Origin of the sequence: Buchnera aphidicola (Nipponaphis monzeni) (assembly GCF_006741185.1) — a bacterium.
Taxonomy (GTDB): domain Bacteria; phylum Pseudomonadota; class Gammaproteobacteria; order Enterobacterales; family Enterobacteriaceae; genus Buchnera_H; species Buchnera_H aphidicola_T.
Window position 1 is genome coordinate 41,371 of record NZ_AP019379.1, and the last position, 22,240, is coordinate 63,610.

The 22,240-nt window shown below is 23.5% G+C and carries 21 protein-coding genes and 4 tRNA genes; 7 read left to right on the forward strand and 18 right to left on the reverse strand.

What is annotated here, in order from left to right; translation table 11 throughout:
* Positions 1-76: 76 nt before the first annotated feature.
* The 12 genes from rplL to murB form a co-directional block, all read right to left on the reverse strand.
* Positions 77-445 (reverse strand): 50S ribosomal protein L7/L12, encoded by a 369-nt coding sequence (gene rplL / locus BUCNMO_RS00150; protein WP_158344494.1) that lies wholly within the window; start codon positions 443-445, stop codon positions 77-79.
* Between the two features lie 69 nt (positions 446-514).
* On the reverse strand, positions 515-1,018 hold the full coding sequence (gene rplJ / locus BUCNMO_RS00155; RefSeq protein ID WP_160118315.1) for a 50S ribosomal protein L10: 504 nt from the start codon (positions 1,016-1,018) through the stop codon (positions 515-517).
* A gap of 245 nt (positions 1,019-1,263) precedes the next feature.
* Complete coding sequence (gene rplA, locus BUCNMO_RS00160) at positions 1,264-1,968, reverse strand: 50S ribosomal protein L1 (RefSeq protein ID WP_158344498.1); 705 nt, start codon at positions 1,966-1,968, stop codon at positions 1,264-1,266.
* A 3-nt stretch (positions 1,969-1,971) separates the two neighbouring features.
* Positions 1,972-2,400: a 50S ribosomal protein L11 gene (gene rplK / locus BUCNMO_RS00165; protein WP_158344500.1), complete on the reverse strand. Its 429-nt coding sequence runs from the start codon at positions 2,398-2,400 to the stop codon at positions 1,972-1,974.
* Positions 2,401-2,508: 108 nt separating this feature from the next.
* Positions 2,509-3,051: a transcription termination/antitermination protein NusG gene (gene nusG, locus BUCNMO_RS00170; RefSeq protein WP_158344502.1), complete on the reverse strand. Its 543-nt coding sequence runs from the start codon at positions 3,049-3,051 to the stop codon at positions 2,509-2,511.
* A gap of 10 nt (positions 3,052-3,061) precedes the next feature.
* Positions 3,062-3,439 (reverse strand): preprotein translocase subunit SecE, encoded by a 378-nt coding sequence (secE, locus tag BUCNMO_RS00175; RefSeq protein ID WP_158344504.1) that lies wholly within the window; start codon positions 3,437-3,439, stop codon positions 3,062-3,064.
* Between the two features lie 298 nt (positions 3,440-3,737).
* Positions 3,738-3,813 (reverse strand) — tRNA-Thr (locus BUCNMO_RS00180).
* 5 nt (positions 3,814-3,818) lie between these two features.
* Positions 3,819-3,893: transfer RNA gene (locus tag BUCNMO_RS00185), tRNA-Gly, on the reverse strand.
* 41 nt (positions 3,894-3,934) lie between these two features.
* Positions 3,935-4,017 (reverse strand) — tRNA-Tyr (locus BUCNMO_RS00190).
* 42 nt (positions 4,018-4,059) lie between these two features.
* Positions 4,060-4,132: transfer RNA gene (locus tag BUCNMO_RS00195), tRNA-Thr, on the reverse strand.
* Positions 4,133-4,416: 284 nt separating this feature from the next.
* The gene (locus BUCNMO_RS02475; RefSeq protein WP_158345263.1) at positions 4,417-4,806 is read right to left on the reverse strand and encodes a hypothetical protein; all 390 of its coding nucleotides are present in this window, start codon (positions 4,804-4,806) and stop codon (positions 4,417-4,419) included.
* Positions 4,785-5,468, reverse strand: a complete 684-nt coding sequence (murB, locus tag BUCNMO_RS00205) for a UDP-N-acetylmuramate dehydrogenase (protein ID WP_158344506.1) — start codon at positions 5,466-5,468, stop codon at positions 4,785-4,787. The genes BUCNMO_RS02475 and murB overlap by 22 nt, the downstream gene beginning before the upstream one ends.
* 359 nt (positions 5,469-5,827) lie before the next feature.
* Between murB and metF the strand changes: the two genes are divergently transcribed.
* Entirely contained in the window at positions 5,828-6,643 is an 816-nt protein-coding gene (gene metF / locus BUCNMO_RS00210) for a methylenetetrahydrofolate reductase [NAD(P)H] (RefSeq protein ID WP_158344508.1), read from the forward strand.
* 210 nt (positions 6,644-6,853) lie between these two features.
* Here metF and argE read toward each other — a convergent pair whose 3' ends face one another.
* A complete protein-coding gene (gene argE / locus BUCNMO_RS00215; protein ID WP_158344510.1) occupies positions 6,854-8,005 on the reverse strand; it encodes an acetylornithine deacetylase in 1,152 nt (383 codons plus the stop codon).
* Positions 8,006-8,175: 170 nt separating this feature from the next.
* Between argE and argC the strand changes: the two genes are divergently transcribed.
* From argC to argH, 4 genes are all read left to right on the forward strand, one after another.
* Positions 8,176-9,186: an N-acetyl-gamma-glutamyl-phosphate reductase gene (argC, locus tag BUCNMO_RS00220; protein ID WP_158344512.1), complete on the forward strand. Its 1,011-nt coding sequence runs from the start codon at positions 8,176-8,178 to the stop codon at positions 9,184-9,186.
* A gap of 11 nt (positions 9,187-9,197) precedes the next feature.
* The gene (argB, locus tag BUCNMO_RS00225) at positions 9,198-9,974 is read left to right on the forward strand and encodes an acetylglutamate kinase (RefSeq protein ID WP_158344514.1); all 777 of its coding nucleotides are present in this window, start codon (positions 9,198-9,200) and stop codon (positions 9,972-9,974) included.
* Positions 9,975-10,005: 31 nt separating this feature from the next.
* A complete protein-coding gene (locus BUCNMO_RS00230) occupies positions 10,006-11,241 on the forward strand; it encodes an argininosuccinate synthase (protein WP_158344516.1) in 1,236 nt (411 codons plus the stop codon).
* A gap of 72 nt (positions 11,242-11,313) precedes the next feature.
* Positions 11,314-12,690 carry an argininosuccinate lyase gene (argH, locus tag BUCNMO_RS00235; RefSeq protein WP_158344518.1) on the forward strand — a complete coding sequence of 459 codons (1,377 nt, stop codon included), beginning with the start codon at positions 11,314-11,316 and terminating at the stop codon, positions 12,688-12,690.
* 474 nt (positions 12,691-13,164) lie between these two features.
* Here argH and rpoD read toward each other — a convergent pair whose 3' ends face one another.
* From rpoD to rpsU, 3 genes are all read right to left on the reverse strand, one after another.
* Entirely contained in the window at positions 13,165-15,009 is a 1,845-nt protein-coding gene (gene rpoD, locus BUCNMO_RS00240) for an RNA polymerase sigma factor RpoD (RefSeq protein WP_158344520.1), read from the reverse strand.
* A gap of 226 nt (positions 15,010-15,235) precedes the next feature.
* Positions 15,236-16,981: a DNA primase gene (dnaG, locus tag BUCNMO_RS00245; RefSeq protein WP_158344522.1), complete on the reverse strand. Its 1,746-nt coding sequence runs from the start codon at positions 16,979-16,981 to the stop codon at positions 15,236-15,238.
* A 97-nt stretch (positions 16,982-17,078) separates the two neighbouring features.
* Positions 17,079-17,294 carry a 30S ribosomal protein S21 gene (gene rpsU / locus BUCNMO_RS00250; RefSeq protein WP_158344524.1) on the reverse strand — a complete coding sequence of 72 codons (216 nt, stop codon included), beginning with the start codon at positions 17,292-17,294 and terminating at the stop codon, positions 17,079-17,081.
* A gap of 227 nt (positions 17,295-17,521) precedes the next feature.
* Between rpsU and tsaD the strand changes: the two genes are divergently transcribed.
* Positions 17,522-18,553, forward strand: a complete 1,032-nt coding sequence (gene tsaD, locus BUCNMO_RS00255) for a tRNA (adenosine(37)-N6)-threonylcarbamoyltransferase complex transferase subunit TsaD (protein ID WP_158344526.1) — start codon at positions 17,522-17,524, stop codon at positions 18,551-18,553.
* A 363-nt stretch (positions 18,554-18,916) separates the two neighbouring features.
* On the opposite strand, the gene ribB is transcribed toward tsaD, so the two are convergent.
* Positions 18,917-19,549: a 3,4-dihydroxy-2-butanone-4-phosphate synthase gene (gene ribB / locus BUCNMO_RS00260; RefSeq protein ID WP_158344527.1), complete on the reverse strand. Its 633-nt coding sequence runs from the start codon at positions 19,547-19,549 to the stop codon at positions 18,917-18,919.
* Between the two features lie 601 nt (positions 19,550-20,150).
* Between ribB and BUCNMO_RS00265 the strand changes: the two genes are divergently transcribed.
* A complete protein-coding gene (locus BUCNMO_RS00265; protein WP_158344529.1) occupies positions 20,151-21,383 on the forward strand; it encodes a tRNA CCA-pyrophosphorylase in 1,233 nt (410 codons plus the stop codon).
* Here BUCNMO_RS00265 and BUCNMO_RS00270 read toward each other — a convergent pair.
* Entirely contained in the window at positions 21,375-22,196 is an 822-nt protein-coding gene (locus BUCNMO_RS00270; protein WP_158344531.1) for an undecaprenyl-diphosphate phosphatase, read from the reverse strand. The two genes, BUCNMO_RS00265 and BUCNMO_RS00270, sit on opposite strands and share 9 nt — an antisense overlap.
* Positions 22,197-22,240: the final 44 nt, after the last annotated feature.

The window sequence follows — 22,240 nt, forward strand, 5'->3', positions numbered from 1 at the left end:
TTAATATAAAAACTGGTGATATTAAATCACCAGTGACTAAACATCTTATACGTACATTATGTTAAAATAAATAAAATTATTTAATTTCAACTTCAGCACCAGATGCTTCTATTGTTTTTTTTAAAATATTAGCTTCTTCTTTACTAATATGTTCTTTTATAAGGATAGGAGCAGATTCTACTAGGTCTTTAGATTCTTTTAATCCTAAACTAGTTGTACTTCTAATAGCTTTAATAACTGATATTTTGTTTGGACCAATAGTTTTTAAGAAAACATCAAATTCTGTTTTTTCTATTTTAGTTTGATCAGACGCAACATTTGTAGAAGATACTGGCATTGTAGCAGATACATTGAATTTTTTTTCTATATCAGAAATTAATTCGATAATGTTATTAACAGACATTTTTGAAATAGTTTCTATAATTTGTTCTTTAGAAATAGACATGATTAATAGTCCTAACGACAATTAGAAGTAATACGATTTTTTTAATCGTTGGATTTATTATAAATTAAATTAAATATTTATAATTGATTTTTTATGTTGTACAGCTCTTAATGCACGTATTAATTTAGCTACTGTTATTTCTCGTAATAACACAATCATATGTATAAGTACTTCTTCATATGTCGGCATATTTGAAAGTTCATTTATTGCTGATTTTGATAATATTTTTTTTTCAAAAACTCCTATTTTTATTTTACAATTTACATGTTTTTTTTTAAATACTTGTAACAATTTCGCTGCACTACCTGGATGATTCATAGAAAAAGCAACTAAATTAGGACCTTTGATATCATTTACAAGACATTCAAAAGGTGTATTACGAATAGCTAATTTGAATAATGTATTTTTAACAATGTTAATTTTTACTTCAGATTTTAAAGCTGATTTCCTTAATTGAGTAATATTATTTACTGAAATATTTTGAACTTCTGCAAGTATTAATGATGTGGCTAATTTAGCAATTTTATGTATTTCATCGATAATCTTTTGTTTTTTTTGAATATTTAATGCCATTAATTTTTCCCTAATTAACATTTTAACTTTTTCATTATTAACTCTAATTGTTAATAATTTATTGTCACTTATTCACATTTAATAAAATATGTAAAAATTTTAAATATTATAAAACAATATTAAATTGTGTTAACATTAAAGTAATTAAATTTAATATTGTTAAATTTAATATAATTATGTCATTTATATCAATAAAAATTATTAAAATAAAACAATATATAGTATCATTATAAAAAAAACATCAACTAATTAATAATTTCCGTTAAACTTGCAAAATCTATAGAAATAGGTAATCCCATAGTTGTTGATAATATAATTTTTTTAAAAAATGTACCTTTACATTGTGATGATTTATTTTTTTTGATAGATGAAAGCAAAATATATAAATTTTCTTTTATTTTATATCGTTCAAAATTTATCTTTCCGATGCTTACATGTATAATTCCACTTTTATCAGTACGATAAAATATTTGTCCATTTTTAGCATTTTTAATAGCTTTTGATATATTATCAGTTACAGTTCCAATTTTTGGATTCGGCATTAATCCTTTAGGTCCTAAAACAGCACCTAACTTTCCAACTGTAGACATAGCATCTGGTGTCGCCATTACAATATCAAATTTTATTTTTTTATTTTTAATATCATTTAATAAATTTTCCAGTCCTACAAAATCAGCTCCGGATTGTTTAGCTATTTCAACATTTAAACCTTGAGTAAACACTGCAATTTTAATAGTTCGACCAATTCCATGAGGTAATATAGTAGAATTACGTATGTTTTGTTCTGTTTTTTTTGGATTAATTCCTAATTGAATAGCAACATCTATACTTTCATTAAATTTCGCTGTAGCATATTTTTTAAGTACGTTAATTGCTTCATCTATTGTATAATAATTTTTATTATTAATATTTTTTTTTATATGTTGTAATCTTTTACTAATTTTTTTCATATGTTAATCTTCTACAACTAATCCCATAGAATTAGCAGTACCTTCAATTGATCGAGCTATTTTTTCAAGATTAGAGCCCGTCATATCTTTTAATTTATTTTGTGCTATTTCGTACAATTGTTTTTTAGTAATTTTTCCTACTTTTTTATTGTGTGGTGTACTAGAACCAGCAGTAATATTAGCTGCTTTTTTTAATAAAATAGAAGCAGGAGGAGTTTTAATAATAAATTTAAAAGTTTTATCCGAATAAATTGTAACTACAACTGGAGTTGGAATTCCTTTCTCCATATTATTTGTTTTTGAGTTAAATTGTTTACAAAATTCCATAATATTTACTCCTTTTTGACCTAATGCTGGACCTACAGGTGGACTAGGGTTTGCCATACCGGCGGCAATTTGTAACTTTATATAACCATTTATTTTTTTTTCCATTAATTTTTTCCTAATTAAGATATTTTTTATAAATATGAATATATTAAAAAATAATTTCTTACGTTAAAAAATGCATATATAAAAAATAATTTATATAGTATATTTTACTTAATTTTTTTCTACTTGTGAAAAATTTAATTCTACTGGAGTTGCTCTACCAAATATAGATACAGAAACTGTTAATCGATTTTTATCATAATCCACATTTTCTACTATTCCATTAAAATCTGAAAATGGCCCATGATTGACTCTAACTGTTTCTCCAGGTTCAAAAATTGTTTTAGGTCTAGGTTTATCTCCTATATTTTCTAATCTATTAATAATAGCATTAACTTCTTTTTCACTGATAGGAGAAGGTTTATCTGAAGTACCTCCAATAAATCCCATAACTTTAGGTATATTACGAACTAAATGCCAACTAGAATTATTCATGATCATTTGTAATAAAATATACCCTGGAAAGAATTTATACTCACTTTTTCTTTTTTGTCCACCTCTAATTTCTATCACTTCCTCTGTAGGGACCATTACTTTTCCAAATATATTTTCCATTTTATTTATTTTAATATATTCACGTATTGATTGAGCTACTTTAATTTCGAATCCAGAAAATGATTGTAAAACATACCACTTTTTTTTTAAATCATGCATTGTATTACCTTCAAGCAATAATATAAGAAATAAAATAAAATATAATACTATCTAATAACCATAAAATAAAAGATATAAAAATTGCTACTATTAATATAATTAAAGTAGTATAGAACGTTTCCTGTTTAGTAGGCCATGTAATTTTATAAAATTCGTTTGTAGATTCTTGAATAAACAATAGAATTTTTTTACCTTTTTTAGTAGAGTAAAAAAATATTATATTAATTCCTGTAATAATAGTTAACATTGTGTATTTAACAACTAAATTACAATTTTTAAAAAAATGATTCGTTAATAATGTTACTATAATAATAAAAAATATAAGTAGCCATTTTACCTTTTCATAATTTTTGTGTTTTTTTAAGTGACGGTGGTTCTTATATTTCATTTTATAATCTCAAAAATAATTTTTTTTTTTAACTAAAAAATATAATTAAAATACTATTTATTATAAAGTGTGTATAAATTGTTTAAAATGAAATCTTTCATAAAATGGAACTTAAATAATAACTTGGAGTATTACACAATTTTATTGTTTTATATTAATTATTGTGAGTATACAATTTGTTATGAATATAAATTGTATACATTATATACGATTTAAGTACAACTATTATTAACGTTTATAATAATATTTTTTTTAAACGTTATTTAATAGTAACAAATTTAATAATCTATATTGTAGATGGTGCTGATACACAGATTTGAACTGAGGACCTCACCTATACCAAAGGTGTGCTCTACCTACTGAGCTATACCAGCAATTTTGGAGCGGATAGCGGGAATCGAACCCGCATCATCAGCTTGGAAGGCTGAGATAATAACCATTATATGATATCCGCAAAGATATCTTATAATAAGATAAGATTTTTTAAATGTACCTTGGTGGGAGAAGGATTCGAACCTTCGAAGTCTACTGACGGCAGATTTACAGTCTGCTCCCTTTAGCCACTCGGGAATCCCACCTTAATTCGAATATTTTAAAAAATATTTAACACCACTTGTTAATGCCGGCTACCGGAATCGAACTGGTGACCTACTGATTACAAGTCAGTTGCTCTACCTACTGAGCTAAGCCGGCTAACATATTACTCGTATTGTAACGGAGATATAGATAGTTTGGCAATACATATTTTATATTTATTTAACAAAAATTTATTTTTGTCAATATTGATAAACTATTTACTAAATATAATTGATACAATATAAGATGTTATTATAACTAAATATTATCTTTTTTAATGTACTTTGAATATTATTTACTCATATTTTTTAAAAAATATTCAAATTAATATTTAAATTATTTAATGTTTATTAAAGTAAATTATCTATATATAATATTCAATAAAATTTTTTTATTTAATATTAAAAATTATTATTTGTAATAATATCTATAAAATTTATGGGATTTTTCTTCCCAATTAATGTTACTTCTAATTTAATAGAAATATTAAATTTTTTTTTAATTGTATAAAAAATTTTTTTTGATAAATTCAAAATATTATTAATATTAGCACAATTATTATTAACTATAATTATAGGATTTTCAAAATATGTTTTAGCGCCTCCTATACTATAACCTGCTAACCCACATTGTCTAATCAGCCATCCAGCAGATAACTTAATCTTATAATTGTCTAATTTATAATATGGTAATATACTAAAATTCTTTTGTATATTTTGAAACCGATGAATAGTAACAATTGGATTTTTAAAGAAACTACCAACATTACCTAAAATTTTATAATTAGGTATTTTTTTTTTCGAATTACACCTATAAAATTAAAAATTTTCTGAGGTAATACATTTGTACAATTAAAATTTTTGAAAACAATATGAGATAAATTAGGTACCCATTTTTTTTTTAAACCTAATCCAACAGCTATAATAACGAATTTTTTTAATTTATTTTGGAATATGCTATAACGGTAATTAAATTGACAATCTTTAGCATTGATACGTTGTATTTTAAAATTTTTATAATATAATATATCTACATATAAACATATATCTTTTATCTCCATACCATAGGCTCCAATGTTTTGAATGACAGAGGATCCTACACAACCAGGTATAAAAGCTAAATTTTCTAAACCATATATACCTATTTTCAATGTTTTTTTTACTACATTATGCCATTTTTCTCCAGAATAAATATGTATTAACCAAAATTTTTTTTTACTAAGTACGCGTAACCCTTGAACTTTATTAATAATAACTATTCCTAAATAATTTTCTATAAATAATGTATTACTACCTTCACCTAAAATTACAAAAGGAAGATTATTAACAATACATTCGTTATATACTTGTTTTAATTCTTCAAGAAGATGAACTATAAAAATTTTTTTAGCTATTATGTTACTAATAGAAAATGTATGAAATGATTTTAAAGGAAAATTTTTGTATAATAACATTATTTTTTAAAATATATATAATAAGGTTTAATAAGTATTAATTATTTTATTAAAACAAAATATAAATACTTTTATTATTTATAATACTTGATTATTATCAAATATTATATATAGAATCAACATTCTATAAAATTATTAAATTAATATTAGTAGTATCAAAATACTAAAGAAGTAATTAAATAAAAAAAAATTATTATTAAAAATAATTATGTAATAATATTATACATTTATATTAAAAAAATATAAATAAAATACTAATTTTTTATATATTAATTTATTTGTTTAAAATTATAAACCGTTATTCTTATAAATTAATTATAATATCAATTATTAACACACATTATTTTTAGAGATAAAAAATGAAATTCTCATTTGAATTTTTTCCACCAAAAAATAATTTGCTTGAAAAAAAATTATATAATACTATATTAAAATTAAATATTTTAAATCCTTATTTATTTTCTGTTACTTGTAGTTCTAGTAGTAATTCAGAAGAATTAACTTTAAGTACAGCAAAATTAATACAAAAAAAAACTAACATAACAACAGCAGCCCATCTTACATGCATAAATTTTGATACGTATGAATTAAAAAAAATTGCTTTAAATTATTGGGAAAATGGTATAAAAAGTATTGTAGCTTTAAGAGGTGATAACATTATTAAAACAAATAATTCTTCTAATATGCATGCATCAGATTTAGTTACTTTATTAAAAAATGTAGCTGATTTTGATATTTCTGTAGCAGCATACCCAGAAGTACATCCAGAAGCACATAGTCCATTTTCAGATTTAATAAATTTAAAAAAGAAAATAGATAACGGTGCTAGTAGGGCAATAACACAATTTTTTTTCAATGTTGATAGTTATTTAAAATTTAGAGATCGTTGTATAGCAATTGGTATTACTGTAGATATCATACCTGGTATTTTGCCTATACTAAGTTTTAAGCAATTAAAAAAATTTTTATCAATGACTAACATATGTATTCCTAAAAAAATATATACTATTTTTGAACAAACACAAAATGATCATAATGTTCAAAAAATAATAGGATCTTCTATAGCTATAGATTTAGTAGAAAAACTATATAGCGAAGGGGTAAAAATTTTTCATTTTTACACTTTAAATAATGCAGATACAATGTGTGCAATTTATCATTGCCTAAATCATTAAAAATGTTTATTTATCGTATTAATACTTTAGTATATTACTTACATAATTAATTTAATTATTAATTTTATAAAACACTCAAAATTATAAATATAATATTTTATTATATCTCTAAAGTAAAAATATAAACATAAATCCTTAATATTATTAAAATAATAATTTTATTAGATGTTACAATATTTGTTGTTATTATTATTACATATGTATTTTATTTTATAAACAAAAATAATTAATTAGTTCCCATAATATATTACGTGTAATTGATATATAAGATTGATCTATAAATTCATTGTTTTGATGAGCTTGATTTATTGATCCAGGCCCTAAAATAATGGTTGGTCCTATTTTTTGTAAAAAAGAAGCTTCAGTACAATAATCAGCATAAATGCTTGATTTATTAACTATATTTTCTATTTTTTTTAAAAAAATGTTGCTATGTTTATAATAATAACTAGGGATATCTTCATGTATTTTTTTAATTTCTAATCTTTGAGGCCATTTATTTATAATAGGATTTAAATATTTAAGAATTAATATATTAATTGTTTTTGTATCTATATTAGGAGTATATCTAATGTCCAACAATAAAGTACATGAAGAACAAATACGATTTGCAGAATCCCCCCCATAAATTTTACCTAAGTTTAAAGTTGGATAATTAATATTAAACCCATTGTACATATATTTTTTTTTAAAAAAAGTACGTAATTGTAATAATTTTGATATTACATCATACATTATATCTATACTATTAATCCCTAAACTAGGATTACTTGAATGCCCAGATTGCCCTTTAACCATGACTGAAATACTCATATGACCTTTATGAGAGATAACAGGGATTAAAGAAGTTGGTTCTCCTATGATAATACAATCAGGTTTTAAACAAGTATTATTTGTAAAATGAATAGCTCCTGACATAGTAGTTTCTTCATCTGCAGTAGCTAAAATATGTATTGATCTTTTTAATTTTTTAAAGCAAATATATTTTAACGTTTCAAGTACAATAGCAAAAAATCCTTTCATATCTACTACACCTAATCCATAATATTTATTATTTTTGTTAGTTAAAATAAAAGGATCAGAATCCCATAAATTGTCATCATATGGTACAGTATCAGTATGCCCGGATAGTAACAACCCTCCACGATTTCCAACTGTTTTACTAGCAAGCATATTAAATTTATTAATAGTATGAGGAACTTTATAAAGTTTTACAAAAAAATCTAAATCATTAAAGTAATTTGATAATAAATCAATAAAATTTTTATTACTCATATCTATTGTTTGTATTGTTGAACTAATAGAAGGAGTTTGAATTAATGACGTAAAAATTTCTAAAAATAATGGAATTTTGTAGTTCATATTAATATATGTAAATTTAGTTAAAACAATTATTTAAACAATAAAAATATATGTTGTAATATTAATATCATAAACTATTTTTTTATTAAATACTAAAAAATTAAATTACAGTTTAATTATTATGTAATAAATGTTAAGTATATTTAAAATATACAAAAGGTATAAAATTTATGATAAATGTTTTAATTGTAGGAGCTAGTGGATATGTAGGTGCTGAATTAACAAAATATCTTTTTTTTCACAAAAAAGTTAATATTGTTGCTTTATTTGTTTCAAAAAATAGTCAAGATGCAGGGAAAAAAATATCAGATGTACATAAACAATTTAAAAATATTATCGAGTTAACTTTACAACCTATTTGTGATAATATGTTACACATAATAAATAAAATAGATGCAGTTTTTTTAGCAACAGATCATATTGTTAGTCATACTTTAGCTCCAATTTTTCTTTTAAAAGGAATAATTGTATTTGATCTTTCTGGGGCTTTTAGAATAAATAACCATAATATTTATAAAAAATATTATCACTTTGAACATAAACACATATCTTGGTTACAAAAATCTGTATACGGATTGCCAGAATGGAACAATAGACATATACGCGGCGCTCAATTAATTGCAATTCCTGGTTGCTATGCTACTGCTGTACAATTAGGATTAAAACCAATTGTAAAATATAAATTAATTGACACAAAACAAATTCCTATTATTAATGCTACTAGTGGTGTTAGTGGAATAGGTCGTAAATCTACTTTAACAACTAATGTATGTGAGGTCAGTTTACATCCTTACAATATTTTTACACACCGTCATCAACCAGAAATTGTTGCGCATTTAGGAATTCCAGTTATATTTACCCCTCATTTAGGTAATTTTTCTAGAGGAATATTGGCAACAATTACATGTCAACTAAAATTAGGAATTGTTTTACAAGATATAACTAATGCATATTACATTGCTTACAATAACAAACCTTTAATTCGCACATATAAATCAGGAATACCATCTTTAAAATCTGTGTTAAACTTACCATTTTGTGATATTGGATTTGTGGTAAAAAAACAACATATTATTATTGTTGTTACAGAAGATAACTTATTGAAAGGTGCAGCTACACAAGCTATTCAATGCTTCAATATTCGTTTTAACTTTCCTGAAACACAATCGTTAATCAAATAAGGTTTACTATCGTGGACAAACCATTAGTTATTAAAATAGGTGGAGTATTATTAGATAACTTTACTGCAATGAATGAATTATTTAATTTTTTAAAAAAATATAAACTATCTAATAGTCGTCCATTGTTAATAGTACATGGAGGTGGTGTATCAGTAGATCAATTTATGAAGCAGTTTAATTTTTCTATTAATAAAATAAATGGAATTCGTATTACCCCAGAAAGTCAAATCGATATTATAACAGGTTTATTGTCTGGAACAGCAAATAAAAAATTGCTATGTTGGGCAAAAAAAAAAGAAATAAATGCAGTAGGTTTGTGTCTCTCTGATGGAAATAGTATGATTATTAATCAAGTAAATGAAAAAATAGGTTGTGTAGGTACTCCAAAAGCTCATTCTACATTATTATATCATATTCTCTTAAAAAATAAATTATTACCAATTATTAGTTCTATAGGAATTACTGACGACGGTAGACTAATGAATGTAAATTCTGATTTAGCAGCAGCAGCCATAGCTATATCATTACGTGCTAACTTAATTTTATTGTCAGATGTTAGCGCTATTTTAGATGGGAAAGGACAACGTATTGCTAAAATAACACCTCAAAAAGCTGAACAATTAATCCATAAGGGTATAATTACAAACGGAATGATAATAAAAGTGCGTACAGCATTAGATGCAGCTCATTCTTTAGGTCATTCTGTTGACATTGCAAGTTGGCAAGATATAAAAAGTTTAGAATTACTATTCAATGGGATACCAACTGGAACAAGAGTCACCATATAAATTAACTAACAAAACAGATAGATTATAAAAAATGAAAATAGACAAAATAAAAAAAATTGTTTTAGCTTATTCCGGTGGTTTAGATACATCAGCGATTATACCTTGGCTAAAAGAAAATTATAATGCTGAAGTAATTGCTTATGTTGCTAATATTGGACAAAGTCAAGAAAGCTTGAATAACATTGAAGATAAAGCTATAAACTCTGGAGCATCCAGCTGTTATGTAATTGATTTAAGAAAAAAATTTATTGAAGAATATATTTATCCAATGTTACATACAGGAGCTATATATGAAGGAAATTATTTATTAGGAACAGCTATTGCTCGTCCTATAATTGCTAAATTTCAAATTAAATTAGCATTAAAACTGCACGCTTCAGCTGTATGTCACGGATCTACTGGAAAAGGTAATGATCAAGTTAGATTTGAAAATGCATATATATCATTAGCTCCAAATTTAGATATTATTGCCCCATGGAGGCAATGGAAATTACAATCTCGTCAAGATTTATTAAAATATTTAAAATTAAAAAATATTCACACTTCAGTTACTTTAAAAAAAATTTATAGCAGAGATGAAAATATTTGGCATACCTCTACTGAAGGAGGGGATCTTGAAAATCCTTGGAACGTAGCTCAAGAAAATTGCTGGATAACTACTAAAAACCTTATTAATACTCCAGATAATCCTGAATTTTTAACGTTAGTAATAAATAAAGGACATATTATATCTATAAATCATAAAATTGTTAATTCTTTAGATTGTTTAAACAAATTAAATAAAATAGGAGCAACTCATGGTATTGGAAGAGTTGATATAGTAGAGAATCGTTTGATTGGTATAAAATCCAGAGGATGTTATGAAACGCCAGGAGGTACTATTATGAAAGTAGCCATACAAGCAATTGAACAACTAGTATTAGATAAAGAATGTGTAAAATGGAAAACTCAAATAGGATTAGAAATGTCATATATTATATATGATGGGAAATGGTTTACTCCTTTGAGACATTCATTATTAGATGCTATAAAATGTTTAGTTGATTTAATTAATGGAACTGTAATAATAAAATTATATAAAGGAAATGTGATCGTAGTACAAAAAAAATCTCCCAATTCACTTTATTCTCAAGAATTAGCAACTTTTAATGAAGACAAAAGTTATTCTCATAAGGATGCCGAAGGGTTTATAAAAATCCTTTCTATTACATCTAGAATGAGAGCTACCTGTAATGATAATAACGATATATCAAATTTAAAAAATTAAAAAAATAAATACGATATTTAAAAACTATATTTTTTATAATAAATGTTTATTATGCAAATAGAGGTTAAAAGTATGTTACTTTGGGGCGGAAGGTTCACAAAAAAACCTAATATTTTTTTTAAACAATTTAATGATTCTTTAAAAATTGATTATAAATTATTACAACAAGAAATTTTGGCTTCAATTGCTTGGTCTAAAATATTAGTAGATAGTAAAATTTTAAGTGAAGAAGAACAAAAAAAAATAGAGCATAGTTTAAAAAAAATTTTAAAAAAAACAACATTAAATTCTAAAAGTTTATTAAGTAGTAATTCAGAAGATATTCATAGTTGGATAGAAAATCAATTAATTAATGATTTAGGAAACCTTGGAAAAAAAATTCATACTGGAAGAAGTAGAAATGAACAAATTACTACAGATTTAAAGTTATGGTGTAAAATTCAAATAATAAATTTAATCAGTGGTATTAAACATTTAAAAAAATCATTTGTGGAATTAGCTGAAAATACTTACGACGCTATTATGCCAGGCTATACACATTTACAAAGAGCACAACCTATAACTTTTTCACATTGGTGCCTTGCCTATTTTGAAATGTTAAAAAGAGATGAAAGTCGACTGAACGACACTTTAAAAAGAACAGATGTTAGTCCTTTAGGTTCAGGAGCGTTAGCAGGAACTACTTTGAATATTGATAGATACAAATTAGCTAAATTAATGAATTTTAAATCTGTTACGGCAAATAGTTTAGATAGTGTTTCTGATAGAGATTATGTTGTTGAATTACTGTCAGTGGCTTCTATTAGTATGTTACATTTATCTAGATTTTCTGAAGATTTAATTTTTTTCAACTCAGGAGAATCAAATTTTATAGAATTATCTGATAATATAACAACAGGTTCTTCATTAATGCCTCAAAAAAAAAATCCAGATGCACTAGAAATAATACGATCTAAATGTGGTAGAGTATACGGTTCTTTAATTAGTATACTTGTTATTTTAAAGGGGTTACCTTTATCTTATAATAAAGATATGCAGGAAGATAAAGAAGGACTTTTTGATGCTATTACAACTTGGAATGATTGTTTAAAAATGTCTTGTTTAGTTTTAAAGAATATAAAAATTAATTATATTAATTGTAAAAAAGCTGCTAGAATGGGATATTCTAACGCGACAGAATTAGCGGATTATTTAGTTAGCAAAGGTATTTCTTTTAGAGAGTCACATTCTATAGCAGGTCGTTTAGTGTTACATGCAATTAAAGAAAATTCTACTTTAGAATCTTTACCATTATTTATTTTTAAAAAATATAGTGAAGTTATTGAAAAAGACATTTATAGATATTTATCTATAGATTCGTTATTTAAAAAAAGAAATTCTATTGGTGGAGTATCTTCTACACAAATCAAAATTGCAATTAATCAAGCAAAAAAAGAATTATTAGATTAGAATTAATACTTTGCTACTATACATAATATATAAAAATATTAAAAATCTATAAAAATTAAGTTTTTAAATATTAAATTAATTTATTTAAATTTATATTTGGATAAGTTTATGTTATAGTACATTTATACTTTAAATAAAATATTTAAAATATTTATAACAATATTTAAATAAAAAATTATTACCATATTTAATTATTTAAACAAATACATCTTTTAATATTTTTTATCATTCAACTTAAAATTACTATAAATAATAATGTTTAAAAACAATTTATTTGACAAATAACACATAAATTTATATTTATTGATAGTAATAAATATTACTAACAACATAATTTTATAAAAAAATATTACATAAAATAACATTTTTATGTTAATGATATTTGAGTAAAAATAAATAATATTCAATAAAGCTTCCTTATTCGTAAAGGAAGCTTTATTCGATAACCGTCATATATAAAAATTTACCTTATTATTAATGTTCATCTAAAAAACTTCTTAATATTTCAGATCTACTAGGATGCCTTAATTTTCTTAAAGCTTTAGCTTCTATTTGTCGTATACGTTCACGAGTTACATCAAATTGCTTACCTACTTCTTCTAAAGTATGATCAGTATTCATATCAATACCAAAACGCATTCTCAATACTTTAGCTTCTCTATCTGTTAAGCTAGACAGTACTTGATGTGTAGCCGACCGTAAATTTTCAGATGTAGCAGAATCTAAAGGTAATTCTAATGTAGTATCTTCAATAAAATCTCCGAGATGCGAATCATCATCATCTCCAATTGGAGTCTCCATAGATATAGGTTCTTTAGCTATTTTTAATACTTTTCTAATTTTATCTTCAGAAATTAACATTTTTTCAGATAATTCTTCTGGAGTTGGTTCTCTACCAATTTTTTGCAACATTTTTCTAGAAATACGATTTAATTTGTTAATAGTCTCAATCATATGAACAGGAATACGAATTGTTCTAGCCTGATCAGCAATAGATCGGGTAATAGCTTGTCTAATCCACCATGTCGCATAAGTAGAAAATTTGTACCCTCTTCGATATTCAAATTTATCAACAGCTTTCATAAGACCTATATTACCTTCTTGAATTAAATCTAAAAATTGTAATCCTCTATTAGTATATTTTTTAGCAATAGAAATTACTAATCTTAAATTAGCTTCCACCATTTCTTTTTTTGCACGCTTAGCTTTAGCTTCACCTAAAGACATTTTTTTATTAATATTTTTTATTTCTTCTATTGTCAATCCAGTTTCTGTTTCAATTTGCATTAATTTATGACAAATTGAATAAATTTTCTTCTTAATTTTATTTAATTTTTCAGACCATGGTTTTTTCATTTGCAATGCTAATTGCACCCAATTAGTACTAGACTCTTGTTTTGTAAATAATTGTATTAAGATGATTTTAGGCATTTTACAATGTTCAACACATAATTGTACTAACATTTTTTCATGAAATCTGATCCGTTTCATAACATGGCGCATATTATTAACTAAATAATCAAACTGTTTTGGAACCAATCTAAATTGTTTAAAAATTTCCGATAAATTACGTATTTCAGTGACAGCTTTATAATGTTTTCTATGATTGCATTTAATTGCAATATTAGTTATTGCATATTGTTTTTGTAGTTCATTAAACTTATCTTTAGCTAAATTAGAATCAATGATATTTAAATTTTCATTTTCTTCTTCGTTAGAAGCAACTAAATTTAAATTTAAATTATTGCTTAATGATAATTCTGATCCTATATGTGACATTAAAGATGTAATATGATCTTCTGTACTGCAGTCTATAAATCCAGTAATTAACTCTGACAAACGTATTTCTTTACATTTAACTTTATCATACTGTTCTAATAAATAATTTATCGATTTAGGATACTCAGATATTGAACTTTGTATTTGATTAATACCATCTTCAATACGTTTAGCTATATCAATTTCACCTTTTCTTGTTAAAAGACCTACTGTACCCATTTCTCTCATATATATTCTTATTGGATCCGTTGTACGTCCAGGATCCGATTCAACATTAGATAATACTTGAGTAGCAGCTTCTACTACATCTTCGTCTGTATCTACAGTATTAGTATTACTTAAAATTAAATCATCCGTATCGGGAGCTTCTTCAACTACCTGAATACCCATATCATTAATCATTTGAATAATATGGTCAATTTGATCAGACTCTATAATATTATCAGACAATTGATCGTTGATTTCAGAGTAAGTAAGAAATCCTTGTTCTTTACCATGAATAACAAGTAATTTTAATTGCGATTGAGGGGTTTTATCCATAACATAATATCCATAATTTAATTATTTTAATTAGTTGATGAATTCAATAATGAATGATATAAAAAATATACTTTTTATACATTCTTTATTTTATAAAATGTATTATTTTTTATAATTTATGTCTTAAAATAAAATACGGTAAGTATTATTGTTATAGTAAATTAAATAAAATTTATACATTCACGAATTGTATATAAACATAAAAAAATATGTTTATATTCAGTAATTACACTTTAGCTAATTCTTTATTAATATTCCATAATTCTATTTTTTCTTTCTTATCTAAACCTTGTGCACGTTCTTTAATTATCAAATTTTCTTGCCTGATTTCCAATCCTTTACTACATAAATCAGTTAAAGCATCTAAAAATACATTTTCAATTTGATTATTTACAATCATATTATCCCATTTTGCTATCTTTTTAACTATTTCAAATTTTTTAGAAGGCCTATAAAATTCTATTAATTGCCCAGTATTTATATATGAATATTTCATACATAAATTTAAAAGCTCCAAAAAAAAAGGTACACCAGGCATTTTAAAATGTACAAATTTAAAAGGTTGTGGAATACTATTTACTAGCCAAGGATTTTGTACTAATAAACTCATAAGTATTTTAATTGTAGTATATTTTATGTTTGTTAACTTATCTGCATATATATTTGCTTTTTTCTTTAAAAACAAACATCTTAATTGTACATCATTAACAATTCCTATTTTATCACTTAATTTCTTAAATAATAAAATTTTTATAATTTTTCCTGGAATTTTTTGTATTAAAGGTATAATTTGAGTACTAAAATAACTTTTTTCTTCTATATAATTTAAATTAATATTATGTTGTAATTTTTTAAACAAAAATTTAGACATAGGAACTGCATTATTTATCCTTGATTCAAAAGTTATTTGCCCTTCTTTTTGAATTAAACTATCAGGATCTTCACCTTCAGGTAAGAAAATAAATTTAAGTATTTTATTATCATATAAATATGGTAACGATAGTTTTAATGCTTTCCATGCAGCTATTCTTCCTGCTGAATCTCCATCATAACAATATATAATTGTATCCGTAATACGAAAAAGAGTTTGTATATTTTCAGATGTTAGAGATGTTCCTAATGTAGCAACGGCATAATTAATATTGAATTGAAACAACATTATAACATCTATGTATCCTTCAACTACCAATAATTTATGTATTTTATTGTTTGTTTTAAAAACTTCATATAAACCATACAATTGATACTTCTTTTTAAAAATAATAGTTTCTGGAGAATTAAGATACTTAGGTTTAACATTATGTAAAGATCTACCTCCAAATCCACCAATTCTTCCACGTTTGTCTCGAATAGGAAAAATAATTCTTTTATAAAAACGATTATAACAACAACCTTTTTTATCAAAAATAATACCAGAATCAATTAACTTTAATTTATCAACTGACATTTTTTTTTGAGAGTCATTAAAACAATTATACGTTAATTGAGAAACATACCCAATAGAAAAAAACTTTATTAAGTTAATATCAATTCCTCTATTGTACAAATATTGTAATGCTACTTTGCCAGGTTTTTGATTTATATTATTTACGTAAATTTTAGATATTTTTTGCATCGTATTATATAATTCATTTTTATAAGTATATCTAATATTATTAATTTGATTAGGTATGATTTTATAAATTTGTAAACCATGTATAGTAGATAGTTCTTCTATAGTTTCTAAAAAACTTAGATTATCATAATGCATTAAAAAATCAATAGCATTTCCATGAGCATTACATCCAAAACAATAATAAAATTGTTTTTCATAACTTACGGTAAATGATGGATTATTATCATTATGAAAAGGACACTTGGTAATAAATTCTTTACCTCGTTTTTTCAAAATTATTTTAGATTGTATTAATTCTACAATATTTGTTTTAGCTAATAATTCAGAAATAATATTTTTTGAAATTTTTTTAAACATATAAATTTTTTATAATATTTCTAATATAACCGTTTTGTATCGTATACGGTTATATTAGTAAGTGTTTTTAAATAGTTATATAATAAATTATATTATATTAATACATACGAATTCTCTTATTATTCTCTCTAGACAATTTTTTTGTTAATCGCTTAATAGCTGAAGCTTTAGCTCTTTTACGTTCCGTGGTCGGTTTTTCATAAAACTCTCTTTTTCTCATTTCAGCTAATATACCTGCTTTTTCACATGACCTTTTAAATCTTCTTAAAGCTACATCAAAAGGTTCATTTTCTCTAATTTTAATTATAGGCATAAACATCCTTTATTATTTTAAGTTAACAAATATTAAATAACATAAATTGTTATTTTTCTTTAAGAAATAATTAATGTTTATTATATACTTTAAATAAATTTTATGTTTTAAATTATTTTGAAAATTTTTAAACCTAAAAAAATATTAATTAAATAACAAAGTTGGTATTTTTTTATTTTTTAGATTAATATTTGAAAATCTATTATGTATATTAAATTATGTAAATTATGCGAATATTGGGAATAGAAACTTCTTGTGATGACACAGGAGTAGCCATTTATGATGATATCGACGGATTAATTTTTAACAAAGTTATTAATCAATCTAAAATTCATTCTCGTTATGGAGGAGTAGTACCCGAATTAGCTGCTCGTCAACACAATAAAAATATTACGTTATTGTTGCAAGATGCTTTAAAAAAAGTACGTTATAATAGCAAATATAATTTAGATGCTATAGCGTACACAGCAGGGCCAGGATTAATAAGCTCTTTAATAGTTGGAGCGACTATTGCAAGTTCTCTTGCATTTTCAATAAACGTTCCAATTATTTTAGTGAATCATATGGAAGCACATTTGTTATCTTACATGTTAAATAGAAAAAGTATTAATTTTCCTAAATTTCCATTTTTAGGTCTTTTAGTATCAGGTGGACATACTCAATTAATTATATCTGAAAATAAAGGAGAATATAAAATATTAGGAAACACATTAGATGATTCAGTAGGAGATACTATTGATAAAATTGCTCAATTATTAGGTATTAATTACCCTGGAGGAAAAAATTTATCTGAGTTAGCAAAACAAGGTACTTCTGGAAAATTCGTTTTTCCAAGACCTATGATACATCACAAAGGATTTAATTTTAGTTTTTCAGGTTTAAAAACCTATGTTACTCGAATAATAAAAAAACACAATGATTATAGTTTATTATTTCGTGCAGATATTGCTAAAGAATTTGAAGAAACAATAGTTGATACATTGTTAATTAAATGTAAAAAAGCACTTAAATTAAAAAAAATAAAAAGATTAATTATTGCAGGAGGTGTCAGTGCTAATCACCTATTAAGATATAAATTTAAAAAAATGATGTCGACAATACAAAACCATGAGCTATTTTTAGCTGATATTAATTTTTGTACAGATAATGCAGCAATGATAGCTTTAACTGGAATGTTAAGATTTAAAGGTGGTAATTTTTTAGAACCTAAAATTGTAATAAAACCAAGTTGGATCATTTCTGATTTATGTAAATTTTAAATAATATATAAGTATTTAAAATAATATACATAACAATAAATTATTGTATATATTTATATGTATATTATTTTTAATATAAATAATATAGTAATATATTTAATGATGTACTTATAAAAAAAATTAATTAACATTGAAACATTAAATAATTAACGAATTTATTAATATGATTTATTAATCATTATGTTTAAATATAAATAAATTTTTTATAAGTACTATATAGTTATATAAATATATAGTTACATGTTTAATGAAAAATAAATCATTAAAAATTACTTACTTAATCATTAATAATTTACTATATATTTTTAAAAAATTTTATATGTAAAATATACAAACATATTTAATATATGATATAATAAAAAGTTATTTAATATAATTAATTAAATCTTTAATAGTTAATACATTCATTTTTTTATATTTTGCAAATTGAATAACTTGATGAGTATTGGCCATAGATCCATCTTTATTTGTTAATTCACAAATTACACTAGATGATTTAAATCCTGCTAATTCCATTAACAAAATAGATGCTTCTGTATGTCCAGGTCTAGCAAGAACACCTTCTACATGAGCTTTTACTGGGAAAACATGCCCAGGACGATTTAAATCATTAGGTTTAGCGCAATCAGAAACAGCAGTTGTAATAGTAGTTAATCTATCTTTTGCTGAAACACCAGTAGATATTCCATATTTTGATTCTATAGTTACGGTAAACCCAGTACCGTAAGCACTTGTGTTTTTTTCAACCATCATTGGTAATTCTAATTGTTGACGCATTCGTTCTGTAATGCAAAGACATACAATACCACTACCATATCTAATAGTTAATGCCATTTGCTCTATTGTCATAGTTTCACTAGGAAAAACTAAATCTCCTTCATTTTCTCTATTTTCATCATCTAATAACATTATTCCATGCCCTAATTGTAAAGATTTAATTGCATTTTTAATACGTTGACTAGAATTTCCAAACTTAGATAACAAATTTTTTCTCATAAATAAAACCTTTATATAAAACATAAGTAGCAGCAAAACATCTTGATAAAAAAATTTTTCGACTATTTTAATAAAATTTTTAAAAACATATTTATAATAAATTTATTCAATAAATTTATTTTTTTGTAACTCTATTTATTTATGATATACATAGTTAATTCTATTACTTTATGAAAATTACTTTAATAACTAACGATTAAATTAATTTAACAAAACAAACCATGATTAACAGACGTTACTTTACTGTATATTCGTATACCTTATATTTCTTATGATACACTTACAATTATTCAATACTTATTATTAAAAAATATTATATAAATTATATGCTATAAAATTATTATATAATTTAATAATTTAAAAAAAATTTTATTTACTAAAATGTACGTATTTAATAATGTTAATTTGTTATTCATTATAATACTTTATAAAAAAAATTAACAATTAGTTAATAATAACTAAAACAGTTGTTTCAAATTTGATAATTAAAAATATTGCAATATCTGAATAAATAATTTTTTGTGACTACATTATTAATTTTTTATTATAAACATAATACTAAATAAAATTATTAATACAATTTTAAATAAGGAGTAAACAATTGAAAATATATCTAGTTGGAGGAGCAATAAGAAATAATTTACTTAACATACCAACAACTGATAAAGACTGGGTAGTGGTAGGAGCTACTCCAGAAGAATTATTATTCAAAAACTTTAAACAAGTAGGTAAAAATTTTCCTGTATTTTTACATCCAATTACACATGAAGAATATGCTTTAGCTAGGACAGAGCAAAAATTTGGAGTAGGATATAAAGGATTTAAAGTTAATTACTCATCAAATGTTACTTTGAAAGAAGATTTGATAAGAAGAGATTTAACTATTAATGCTATAGCGCAAGATACATATGGTAATTATATAGATCCATTTAATGGTATTCAAGATATTAAATTAAAAATTTTAAGACATATATCTCCTGCATTTTCAGAAGATCCTTTAAGAATATTAAGGGTTGCTAGATTTGCAGCTTTATTTTTTCATTTAGGTTTTAGAATTGCTGAAGAAACAATAATATTAATGAACAAAATAGTAAATAGTAAAGAATTATTATATTTAAACCCCAATAGAATTTGGAAAGAAACTGAAAAAGCCATGAAAACTAATAATCCACACATATTTTTTCAAATTCTACACTATTGCCATGTATTGCCATCTTTATTTCCTGAATTACATGCAATCATTTTAACTCACAAAAAAATACATTTATATAATCTTACACAAAATTTATATGAAACTTGTTTTAAAGCGTTAGCTAAAATATCATTAGTAACTAACGAAATTGATATCAAATTTGCTTATTTATTTCAACAATTAAGTTTACCAAACCACTATTTTACGTATAATTCACTTTTGTTACGCAATTTATTTATCATTAATATGATTAACAAACTATGTAAACGTTTAAACATTCCTAATTATATCAAAAAGTTATCTAACTTAATAATGAATCATCAACATTTTTTATGTACTCTATGTTATCAATCATCTGAATTTATTGTGCAATTATTTTATAAAATTGATGCTTGGAGAAAACCTATTGTAATAGACAAATTATCTTTTTTAATAAATTATATTTGTCGTGATAGTAACATTTATATTGGAAATAATTTTTTTAGACCTGGAAACTATTTAAAAGAAATATTTAATATTGCACATAACGTTTCAATTAAAAAAATTATTATGTTCAAAAATATAAAAGGATGTGCTATACGAAAAATTTTTATACAACATAGAATAAATGCTATTAATATTTGGAAATCTAAATTATATTAATAAAAATAATATTATAATAATAATTCTATAAATTATAAAGGGATAAAATGAATAATTTGTAATTATAAATAATGTTTTTCTTATTGTTAACATTGAAATTGAAAAAGAAATAATTAATCCAATAATATATAAGATAAAATTTTTAAATAATATTTCTTTTGATAATTCAATTATATTTAAAATAGATACACCGAAAAGTATTGGTATTGCAATGATAAAAGAATAATTTACTGCAATGGATTTTTCAACACCTAAAAGTATAGCGCCCGATACTGTAGTTCCTAATCTAGAGCACCCAGGACATAATGCTATGCATTGTATCAGACCTATTAAAAATGCTTGTAAATAAGATATCTTTTTCAGATTTTTAATTTTTTTATTTTTTTTTACAATAATTTCACTAAATAATAATAACATAGTACCAATAATTAAAGAATATAACATATTCTTTGAATTAGTTAAACATGTTATTTTAGAATAAATTAAAAGACCAATTAAAATAATAGGGAAAATACTTAAAAAAATATGTAATATTGTTATATTTTTGTATCGATAATTTGTTTTAATTAATTTATTAAACGAAAAATAAAATATTGCCATCCATTTTTTCTTAAAAATTATCAATAAAGAAAAAACAGATCCTAATTGTACAAATGATTCAATAAAAATTATCTGATTAGAATTAATATTAACTAGTTTTCCAAATAAAATCAAATGCAAAGTAGAAGATATAGGAAAAATTTCAGTAATTGCTTCAATAACTGCGATAATAAATATATTAAATATGCTAGTAATATCATTAGTAAAAATCATATTTTACTCTAAACAATTTATTTATTGTTATTATAACAATGTTT